Annotated in this window: 11 protein-coding genes; 7 read left to right on the plus strand and 4 right to left on the minus strand. The window is 72.6% G+C overall.

Going from position 1 to position 9917, the window contains the following annotated elements; translation table 11 throughout:
• Positions 1 to 68: 68 nt before the first annotated feature.
• Positions 69 to 590: a low molecular weight protein-tyrosine-phosphatase gene (locus ABD317_RS28275; RefSeq protein ID WP_344293299.1), complete on the minus strand. Its 522-nt coding sequence runs from the start codon at positions 588 to 590 to the stop codon at positions 69 to 71.
• A gap of 85 nt (positions 591 to 675) precedes the next feature.
• Positions 676 to 1050 (minus strand): phage holin family protein, encoded by a 375-nt coding sequence (locus ABD317_RS28280; RefSeq protein ID WP_027752882.1) that lies wholly within the window; start codon positions 1048 to 1050, stop codon positions 676 to 678.
• A 56-nt stretch (positions 1051 to 1106) separates the two neighbouring features.
• Between ABD317_RS28280 and ABD317_RS28285 the strand changes: the two genes are divergently transcribed.
• Entirely contained in the window at positions 1107 to 1424 is a 318-nt protein-coding gene (locus tag ABD317_RS28285; protein WP_027752881.1) for a cupin domain-containing protein, read from the plus strand.
• A 125-nt stretch (positions 1425 to 1549) separates the two neighbouring features.
• On the plus strand, positions 1550 to 1774 hold the full coding sequence (locus ABD317_RS28290) for a DUF5326 family protein (RefSeq protein ID WP_344293302.1): 225 nt from the start codon (positions 1550 to 1552) through the stop codon (positions 1772 to 1774).
• A 24-nt stretch (positions 1775 to 1798) separates the two neighbouring features.
• Here ABD317_RS28290 and ABD317_RS28295 read toward each other — a convergent pair whose 3' ends face one another.
• Positions 1799 to 3298, minus strand: a complete 1500-nt coding sequence (locus ABD317_RS28295) for a YibE/F family protein (protein ID WP_425582455.1) — start codon at positions 3296 to 3298, stop codon at positions 1799 to 1801.
• A 197-nt stretch (positions 3299 to 3495) separates the two neighbouring features.
• Here ABD317_RS28295 and thiC point away from each other — a divergent pair, with 197 nt between their 5' ends.
• The gene (gene thiC, locus ABD317_RS28300; RefSeq protein WP_027752878.1) at positions 3496 to 5259 is read left to right on the plus strand and encodes a phosphomethylpyrimidine synthase ThiC; all 1764 of its coding nucleotides are present in this window, start codon (positions 3496 to 3498) and stop codon (positions 5257 to 5259) included.
• 122 nt (positions 5260 to 5381) lie between these two features.
• Here the strand turns inward: thiC and ABD317_RS28305 are convergent, their stop codons facing one another.
• Positions 5382 to 6095, minus strand: a complete 714-nt coding sequence (locus ABD317_RS28305; protein ID WP_027752876.1) for a CTP synthase C-terminal region-related (seleno)protein — start codon at positions 6093 to 6095, stop codon at positions 5382 to 5384.
• A 76-nt stretch (positions 6096 to 6171) separates the two neighbouring features.
• Here ABD317_RS28305 and ABD317_RS28310 point away from each other — a divergent pair, with 76 nt between their 5' ends.
• The 4 genes from ABD317_RS28310 to ABD317_RS28325 all read left to right on the plus strand — a co-directional run.
• Entirely contained in the window at positions 6172 to 7071 is a 900-nt protein-coding gene (locus ABD317_RS28310) for a LysR family transcriptional regulator (RefSeq protein ID WP_344293305.1), read from the plus strand.
• Between the two features lie 267 nt (positions 7072 to 7338).
• Complete coding sequence (locus ABD317_RS28315) at positions 7339 to 7791, plus strand: ASCH domain-containing protein (RefSeq protein ID WP_344293307.1); 453 nt, start codon at positions 7339 to 7341, stop codon at positions 7789 to 7791.
• A 543-nt stretch (positions 7792 to 8334) separates the two neighbouring features.
• A complete protein-coding gene (locus ABD317_RS28320; protein WP_344293313.1) occupies positions 8335 to 8946 on the plus strand; it encodes a hypothetical protein in 612 nt (203 codons plus the stop codon).
• Between the two features lie 355 nt (positions 8947 to 9301).
• Positions 9302 to 9917: GNAT family N-acetyltransferase (locus ABD317_RS28325; RefSeq protein WP_344293309.1), on the plus strand; the 616-nt coding region annotated here is incomplete at its 3' end.

A 9917-nucleotide genomic window follows, 5' to 3' on the forward strand; every position in this document is an offset into this window, starting at 1 on the left:
GCCGCGGGAGCCGCCGGGACCGTCGGCGCCGGGCCCCCCTGGCCCCGGCCGCGCGGCGGCCGGGCAAGTCACGGGCGGGCGGCGAGTTCGTCGCGTACGGCCTGCAGCAGCCCCGCGGCGGCGGCCTCGATCAGCTCCAGAGCCTCCTCGAAGCCCCGGGCGCCGCCGTAGTACGGGTCCTCGACGTCGGTCAGGTCCAGGTCCGGCGCGAAGGAGAGCAGCAGCCGTACCTTCTCGGCGTCGATGGGCGTCGGTGCGATCTTGAGCAGCCGGCGCACGTGCCCGCTGTCCAGGCCGAGGACGAGGTCGCGTTCGGCGAACCAGTCGGGCGTGAACTGCCGGGCGGTGTGCTTCAGCTCGTAGCCGTGCCGCGAGAGCACGGCGGCGGCGCGCGGGTCGGCGGCCTCGCCGACGTGCCAGCCGTCGGTGCCGGCGCTGTCCACCTCGATCTCGACGTCGAGCCCCGCCTCCGCGACCCGGGCGCGGAAGACGGCCTCGGCCATCGGCGAGCGGCAGATGTTGCCGGTGCAGACGAAGCAGACGCGGAAAGGCGCGGGGTCGGGGCGTTCGCTCGTTCGCATGCGCTCCATCCTGCCTCAGCCCGGCCGCCTGCGCCCGGTGCCGGTGGCCGGCGAATGCCCCGCGGATGCCGTGCGCACGCCCTCCGGCCCCGGCTCAGTCCCGGTCGAGGACCATGCTCGTCGCCCACGAGACGATGCTGATCACCAGCCCGCCGAGCACCGCCGTCCAGAACCCGTCCACGTGGAAGCTCAGATCCGCCTCGTCCGCGATCCAGGAGGTGAGCATCAGCATCAGCGCGTTGATCACGAGCGTGAACAGCCCGAGGGTCAGCAGCAGCAACGGCAGCGACAGCAGTTGCACGAGAGGCTTGACGACGAAGTTCACGACGCCGAAGATCAACGCGACCAGCAGCAGCGTGACGGCCTTGTCGGCGTTGTCGTCACCGGTCAGCCCGATGTCGGGGATCAGCCACACAGCGACCGCGAGGGCTGCGGCGTTGGCCAGGGTCTTGATGATGAAGGTCTTCATGGAGAGATCGTTCCAGAGGTAGTCGGGAGCACCATGGACGCGGAGGACGGAGCACGATGAAGGCATTCCGGCTGGACGATCTGGAGGCTGAGCGCCGCGCGAACGACGGTGCGTACCTCCAGTTCCTGCGCGCGCGGAACATGTCGGTCGGCTTGTACGCGCTGGACGCGGGCACCCCCGACCCGCAGCAGCCGCATCGCCAGGACGAGGTCTACGTGATCATGAGCGGTCGCGGCTCCGTCACCGTCGGCGACGAGACCACGCAGGTCGGCAGGGGGTGCGTCGTCTACGTGCCGGCGGGTGTCCCGCATCGTTTCCACCACATCACCGAGGATCTACGCGTCCTGGTGGTCTTCTCTCCACCCGAGGCGTGAATCAGTCCCTCAGGGGTGACTCAGGGTCGGTTCCGGGGTGGACCGGGGCCGGGGGCACTCCCGTCCGCCCCTGCGGCGGCCTAGCATCGAAGGCACCGGGACAACCCCGGCGTACCCGAGGAGGAATGACCGTGTCCGTGAAAGAGATCACCGCGGGACTGCCGTGGTGGGTGACGTGGGTGCTGATCCCGGCGATCGTGCTGGTGGTCTTCGGCGGCCTGATCATGGCGCTGGTCGGGTTCATCATCGGCCTGCTGTTCAAGGTGCTGCTGGCCGCGGCGCTGATCGCGGGTGCGATCTTCCTGGTGCGGCAGTTCATGAGCACATCGTCGTCGGGGAGCGGCAGGTAGCCGGCCGCGTCCCCGCCTCCGGCGCTACCTCCGGCGCCGCCGGCCGCCGCCGCCCCGGCGGCGGGAGCGGCCCTCGGGGGGAGCCGCGGCAGCGCCGGAGCCCGTGCCCGCCCAGCCTTCCGCCCCCGGGCGGCCCCGGCCCGGACCCGCTCCCGAGCCCCGGCCTGCTCCAGAGCCCTGGCCTGTCCCCGCCCCCGGGTGGCGGTCGGCCGAGACGACGAGCGCCGCGAGCCCCGTCGTCAGCGGCACCGAGGCGACGAGCCCGATGCTGCCCACGAGGGTCCGTACGATCTCCTCGGCGACGAACTCGCTCGTCGCCACCGTGCCGATCCCCTGGTCGGCGATCGTGAACAGCAGCAGCAACGGCAGCGCCGCGCCCGCGTACGCGAGGACCAGCGTGTTCACCACCGACGCGATGTGATCCCGGCCGATCCGCATCGCGGACGCGTACAGCTTCCGCCACGGCGCTGACGGGTCCGCCTGCCGCAGCTCCCACACCGCCGACGCCTGCGTCACCGTCACGTCGTCGAGCACCCCGAGCGACCCGATCAGCACCCCCGCCAGCAGCAGCCCGCTCATGTCGATGTCCGGGTACTGGGTGTGGATGAGCCCCGTGAAGTCGTCGGTGTCCCCGGTCAGTTCCGACCAGCCGATGAACAGCGAGCCCAGCAGCCCGATCAGCAGCAGCGACGCGAGCGTGCCGAGCGCCGCCACGGACGTACGGGCGTTGAACCCGTGGCACAGGTAGAGCGCGAACAGCATGATGGCGCTGCCGCCGACCACCGCCACCACCAGCGGATTCGACCCGTCGAGGATCGCCGGCAGGATGAACAGGATCAGGATCGCGAAGCTCACCGCCAGCGCCGCGAGCGCCGCCAGCCCGCGCAGCCGCCCGACGACGACCACCGCGACCGCGAACACCAGCGCCAGCGCCGTCATCGGCACGGTGCGTACCACGTCGGAGACGGAGTACTGCAGCTCGCGCGGCGCCTTCGGCGCGTAGGAGACGACGAGTTCCTGCCCGACGTCGTACCGCCGGGACGCGTCGGGCGCGACGACCTCCGTGAACGTACGCCCGGCGTGCTTGCCCGACGTCACCTCGATCGTCGCCTGTTCGCACACCGCGTCCTCGTCGGGCCGCGGCTCGTCGCCCCCGCCGCCCGGCGGCCCCTGCTCCTGGATCTGCGCGCCCACGTCCGCGCACTTGACCTGCTCGACCTTCGTGACCTTCGCCCGCTGCCGCTCCTGGTCGAAGCCGATGCCGCTGCGCTCGCCCGCCGGCTCGTCGCCCGGCCACAGCGCGATCAGCCCGGCGAGCACGGCGAGCGCGAACGGGACGAGCACCGCGGCGATCACCGTACGCAGCCGGTGCGAGGCGGGCGGCACGGGGGCGCCGTGGTCGTGCAGGTGCGCGTGGCCGTGCCCCTGGCCATACCCGTGCTCGTGCCCCTGGTCGGGGCCGTGGTCGTGCCCGTGGGGGTGCTCGTGCCCGTGCCCGTGGTTGCCGTCCTGCGAATGTGTCACGGCCAGATCATCGCAGGGCGGCCCCGGGGCCCTCTTCCGCACAGGGACGTGCAGCGGTTAGCGTGGTCGGCGAACTGCACACCGCGGGAGCTCGGAGCACCGGGCTGAGAGGGCGCTGACGGATCCGTATCCGGACCGCGGCTGCGCCGACCGCCGAACCTGTTACCGGGTAATGCCGGCGTAGGGAGTGGGTCTCCATGACCGTTTCGGATGCACGTACGCCCGCCACCGAGGAATCCAGCGCGGTCGGCTGGCACAAGGACCACCTCGCACACCCCGTACGGCCCGACATCCGGGTCCCGGTGCGGCGCGTGCACCTCACGAACGGCCGGGACGTGACGCTGTACGACACGTCCGGGCCGTACACCGACCCGACCATCGACACCGACGTGCGCCGCGGGCTCACCCCGCTGCGCGACCCCTGGATCGTCGCCCGAGGCGACACCGAGGAGTACGCGGGGCGCCCGCCCCGCCCCGAGGACGACGGCCTCAAACACACCGCCCCCCGCGGCGGCCTGCGCAACCTCGACGCCGTCTTCCCCGGCCGCCCGCGCCAGCCCCGGCGCGGCCGCGGACCGGCCGTCACCCAACTGGCGTACGCCAGACGCGGGGAGATCACGGCGGAGATGGAGTTCGTCGCGCTGCGCGAGCGCGTCGAGCCCGCCTTCGTCCGCGACGAGATCGCGGCCGGCCGCGCCGTACTCCCCGCGAACGTCAACCACCCCGAGTCCGAGCCGATGATCATCGGGAAGAACTTCCTGGTGAAGGTCAACGCCAACATCGGCAACTCCGCGGTCACCTCCTCCATCGAGGAGGAGGTCGAGAAGATGACGTGGGCCACCCGCTGGGGCGCCGACACCGTCATGGACCTGTCCACCGGCCGCAACATCCACACCACCCGCGAGTGGATCCTGCGCAACTCCCCCGTCCCCATCGGCACCGTGCCGCTCTACCAGGCGCTGGAGAAGGTCGACGGCCGCGCGGAGGAGCTGAGCTGGGACGTCTACCGGGACACCGTCATCGAGCAGTGCGAACAGGGCGTCGACTACATGACGGTCCACGCCGGCGTCCTGCTGAGCTACGTCCCGCTCACCGCCCGCCGCAAGACGGGCATCGTCTCCCGGGGCGGCTCGATCATGGCCGCCTGGTGCCTGGCCCACCACCGGGAGTCGTTCCTCTACACCCACTTCGACGAGCTGTGCGAGATCCTCGCCGCGTACGACGTGACCTTCTCCCTCGGCGACGGGCTGCGCCCCGGCTCGATCGCCGACGCCAACGACGAGGCCCAGTTCGCCGAGCTGCGCACGCTCGGCGAGCTGAACCGGATCGCGAAGTCCCACGGCGTGCAGACGATGATCGAGGGCCCGGGCCACGTACCGATGCACAAGATCAAGGAGAACGTGGACCTGCAGCAGGAGATCTGCGAAGAGGCTCCGTTCTACACCCTGGGTCCCCTGGCCACGGACATCGCGCCCGCCTACGACCACATCACCTCCGGCATCGGCGCCGCGATGATCGCCTGGTGGGGCACGGCGATGCTCTGCTACGTCACCCCGAAGGAACACCTGGGCCTGCCCGACCGCGACGACGTCAAGACCGGCGTCATCACCTACAAGATCGCCGCCCACGCCGCGGACCTCGCGAAGGGCCACCCCGGCGCCCAGGAGTGGGACGACGCCCTGTCGGACGCCCGCTTCGAGTTCCGCTGGGAGGACCAGTTCAACCTGGCCCTGGACCCGGACACGGCGCGCGAGTTCCACGACGAGACGCTGCCGGCGGAGCCGGCGAAGACGGCGCACTTCTGCTCGATGTGCGGACCGAAGTTCTGCTCGATGAAGATCTCCCACGACATCCGCCGCGCCCACGGCGCGACGGAGGAGGAGATCGAGGCGGGCATGGCGGAGAAGTCAAGGGAGTTCGCCGCCGCGGGCAACCGCGTCTATCTCCCCGTCGCGGACTGAACCACCGGCACGCCCAGGCCCCGACCGCCGCTACCGGTGGTCGGGGCCTGCGCGCGCTTGGGGTCGGCGGTTCTCTTCCGAGCAGGTCAGGGAACCCGTCCAGGCTGGGGTGGGGGCCCGGCTCATCGAGCGCGGGCGTGGTCGACGGCGGCCCCGGCCAGGCCGGTGATCAGTGGATGGGCCCGGGTGCCGTCGCCGTCGAGTTCGGGCTGGAAGAGCGTGGCCAGGAAGAAGGGGTGGCCGGGCAGTTCGGCGATGCGGACCTCGCCGGACTCGTCGGTGCCGGTGAAGGCCAGCCCGTGGGCGCGCAGGGTGTCCAGGTGGCGGGGGTTGGGCGCGTAGTCGCAGTGGTAGCGCGCCCGGGCGCGGTCGGCTCCGATCAGGTCGGAGGCCAGCGAGCCTGGCGCGATGCGGATGACGCCCTCGTGGCCGACGAGCGAGCAGGCCAGCGGCACGATCACGGCGTCCTCGTCCGGGGCCTCCGGGGTGTTCTCGGCGTGGGCGGCGCGGTCCAGGCCGCAGACAGAGCGCGCGAACTCAAGGAGGGCGTGCTGAAAGCCGCCGCAGGTCCCCAGGAAGGGGATGCCGTTCTCGCGCACCGTGCGGATCGCGGCCAGGACCCCGGCCTCGCTGCGATACGGGCTCCCCGGCAGGACCCACGCCGCGTCGAAGCCGCCCAGCGTCGTCGCGTCGGCGTCCTCCGTGGCGACCCAGTAGGCGTCCAGGTCCCACCCCTCCCGGACGCGCAGGGCCTCCAGCAGGCCGGGGACACGGGCATGGGAGCGAACGGCGTCGGAGCGGTCGCCGACCAGCGCGATGCGTGCCGTGGAGTTCATGCCGTCCATCCTGCTGACCGGCCCGTATCACGTCCAACGATGATTCCTGCACTCCGCATAAGTGATGCTGATGTCCATGGACACGCATCTGCTGCGCACCTTCGTCGCGGTTCTAGAGCACCGCTCCTTCTCCCGGGCCGCATCGGCCCTGGGCTACACCCAGTCCGCGGTCTCCCAGCACATCGCCGCACTCGAAGCCGACCTGGGCGCCAGACTGCTCGAACGCCGTCCCGTCGCCCCCACACCGGCCGGTACGCGGCTGATGGAGCACGCCCCCGCCCTGCTCCTGCGACTCGATGCCGCCCGCGCCGACATCGCCCGCCTGCCCGACGCCCGGCCCGCCCGGCTGACCCTCGCCTGCTCGCCCGCCGCCCTCACCCCCGCCGTCGCGCAGGCCCTCGCCCAGCTGCACACGGCCACCCGCCTCCTGGACGCCGAAGTACGGCTCCTGGCCAGGGAATCGGTGCTCGAAGACGTCCTCACCGCCCGCGCCGACCTCGGCCTCGTCGACGGCGTCGCCGCGCCCAGTGACCCGCTTCCCCTGCCCGATCTGGGCCCAACGACCACGCGCGCGGCAGCCGAGCAGCCGCTGGCCGTGCTCTTCCCCGCCGGCCATCCCCTGGCGCGGCGCCGCTCGGTCCGGCTCACCGACCTGACGCAGGCCCGGTGGATCGACGCCCCCGACACCGCCGTCCCCCTGGACCGGCTGCGCGCCGTCTGCCGTACCGACGGATTCCGCCCCCGCATCCGCCACCGAGGAACCGATCTGCACGGCCTCGCCTCCCTCACCGCCGCCGACCTCGGCCTCACCGCCCTCCCCCTGCCCCTGGCGGCCACGTTCCCCGGCATCACGGCCGTCCCGGTCGAGGAACCCCGCCTGGTGCACCGCACGGAACTCATCCACACCGCCCACCCGACCGCGACCGCACAGCAACTGGCCGATCTCATCCCCCGCCACGGCGAAGCCGCGTCCTGATCACCTCCGCCGAGCCAAGAAGGACCAGCCCGCGCGACCGCCCGCCGAAACGAGCCCCTTCCGTTTCGGCGTCGTCGTACCCGCCGCTCCAGCCGCCGACCATCCCAGCCGGCGGGCCTGGGACAGCGCGCGCCGGCCGACAAGATCCCGTACTCGTACGGCGGGGGAACCACGCGGCCCAGCTGGTGGATTCGCTACTTCGACTACCTGTGACCCCGCAGGGGCACGGGCCCGCGTCCGCTCCCGGCCGATCCGTAGCCTAGGGGTATGTCGGAAGCCGTGGAGCAGTTGCCTCCTTACGAGTTGGCCTTTCCCGGGACGTTGCGCGACAGGCTCGTTGCCGCGGTGCTGTCCGGGGCGAAGACGGCGACGACGGGGTTGCTTGCGGCGTACGAGGCCGAGGGGGAGGCGTTGCCGGAGGTGGGGGACCGGGCGGCGCTGCTGGACTCGCAAGGGCGGCGGGTGGCCGTCGTCGAGACCACGGCTGTGCGGGTGCTGCCGCTGCGGGAGGTCGACGTGCGGCACGCGGTGGACGAGGGCGAGGGGCACGAGAGCGTCGCCGCGTGGCGGGAAGGGCACGAGGCGTTCTGGCACAGCGCGGCCGTTCGGGAGATCCTCGGGGACCCCGGGTTCACCGTCGATGACGACACCTTGGTAGTCGCGGAGCGGTTCCGCGTCGTGGAACGGCTTCCGGCGGGCGGACCACCGCGGTCCGGGTGACGTACGGGCCGGGCCCCGCGTGGTCTTCCGCGGCCCGCGGACCGGGTCACCACGCCGAACACGGCGGGGACCCCGTAGGGCGCACTCCGTGGTCGTACGAGGCCCGCAGATCGATGGTCCGGCCCGCGGGGTCGCAGTGGCGCTGGGGCGGGCGCGGGTGCGTAAGGCGTTGGCCGGGTGAGGGCTGGAGCGCGATGGGATCGGTGCGTGTGTGGGCCGTGGTGACCGCGCACACGAGTGCGGCGTGGTGCCTGCCGAGTCGGCTGTGACCGGCACCGGGAAACGGCGTGCCAGGCGGCGGTGGTGTCTCGTACGGTCGTGCGGGTGAGGGTGCTGGTCGGTGAGGCGCGGAGGCTCGGGGTTCCTGAGTCCCGGGCGAGGCTCCGGTTTGCGGAGGGGGCGAAGGCGCCGGGGGCGTGGGCCGGCCGCAGGCTGGTCGTTGTCGACGACGAGCCTGCGTTCGAGCGCAGCTTCTGGTGCGGGACCTGCCCGTTTCTGTTCAGGCGACTTGAGGGCGCCAATCAGACGCTGTCGTTGGACCACGTGCGAGAACGCCTCGCCCTTCGGCTCACCGAACCGGACGGCGCCGTCGTGGAGGCGTTCGCCGCGCTGCTTCCGGAGGGCGACTATCTGCCCCTCCTCCTCCGGATCGAGCCGAGGCTGACCGTCCCGGGGCAGGAGGGCGACTACTTCAGCCACGAGCAGGTGGCCACCTGGGGCATCGACGGGTTCTGGGGCCTGCCGGAGTACCCGCACACCCCGTACTACCGCACGTTCGAGACCGCGGTCGGCGACGAGGCGCACCTCTACGAGTTCGTGGTGCCGATGGTCCCGCCGACCTGGAACGAGCGCGACCGGGTCGAGGAGTACGCCGGGCAGATGCGGCGGGGGGCGGTGCCGACGGCGGTGGCTGTCTCGACCCTGGACCTGTGCCAGCCGGCGATGGACGACCGGTCGGCCGACTACTACGAGCACTGGGGGCTCACGCACTTCCTTCTCGACGGCCATCACAAGCTGGAGGCCGCCGCGTCGTCGGGACGTCCCGTGCAACTCCTGTCGCTCCTCGCCCTGGACGAGAGCGACTCCCCGGCCCGCGACCACCGGAGACTGGCCGCCCTGCGCGCCCAGCACCGCCGGGGGCGCGCCGCCGTGTGAGCGGACGCCGCCGGAAGCGGCGCCGGGCGGGCGAGGTTCGGGTGATCGGCGCGCGCGGCGGGGAATCGCGTTGCACGGGGGCGGTGGGCGTGAGAGGTTGGCGGCGTTCTGCGGGCCTGTAGAACGCACTTGCCGGCGATCCCTCCGGCGTACTCACGGTGAGGAACGAAGCCTTTGACTCCGGCGTCCGTCAGCGGCCGCCGTCGGCCCCGGGTGACCGGCCCGCTTACGTAGCGGACACGCCCGTCCCTTACGGCGGCCCCACGATGCCCGCGCGCGCTGTGCCGCGTGGGCGCTCTCTCCTGTCTGCGCTTTCCAGAGACTTCGTGAGGTCGACATCACCGTGGCACATTCCATGGACAACCGGGTTCAGGACTTCGCCGTCGCCCACCTCCGGCGCCGCCCCGACGTGGTCGAGACCGGCGGCTTCGTCGCCGGCTTCTCCCCCGGCACCGACAGCCCGTACCTCAACTACGCGACCCCGCTGCCCGGCGCCGCTCCCACGGGCGGCGACGTCGCCGCGCTGGTCGGTGCCTTCCGGGAGCGGGGGCTGCTGCCGCGGCTGGAGTTCGCGCCGGAGGCGGCGCCCGGGGTGGCGGGGGTGCTGCGGGCGGCGGGGTTCGGGACGGAGGCGGTGCACGAGTATCTCGTCTGCACCCCGGACTCGTTCGCCGGCCGGCTGCCCGGTGGTGACGGCCCGCGGGTGGAGGTTCCCTGTACGGACGAGGAGTTCCGGGAGTTGGACGCCGCGCTCGCCGAGGCGTTCGGCGGCGCGTTCTCCGCGTCGGCGGAGGGCGCGGCGCGGCTGCGGCGGCTGCGGCGGGACGGCGGGGAGGTGCGTTTCGTACGGGCCGGGGGCGGCGGGTGCGCCGGCGGCGCGACGTGCTCGCCGCCGGCCGAGGGCACGGCGGAGCTGGCCGTCCCCCTCGTTCCCCGCACCGGGCGCGGGGCGCGCTCGCTCGCTCCCGCTG

Origin of the sequence: Streptomyces synnematoformans, from assembly GCF_039531005.1 — a bacterium.
Lineage (GTDB): Bacteria > Actinomycetota > Actinomycetes > Streptomycetales > Streptomycetaceae > Streptomyces > Streptomyces synnematoformans.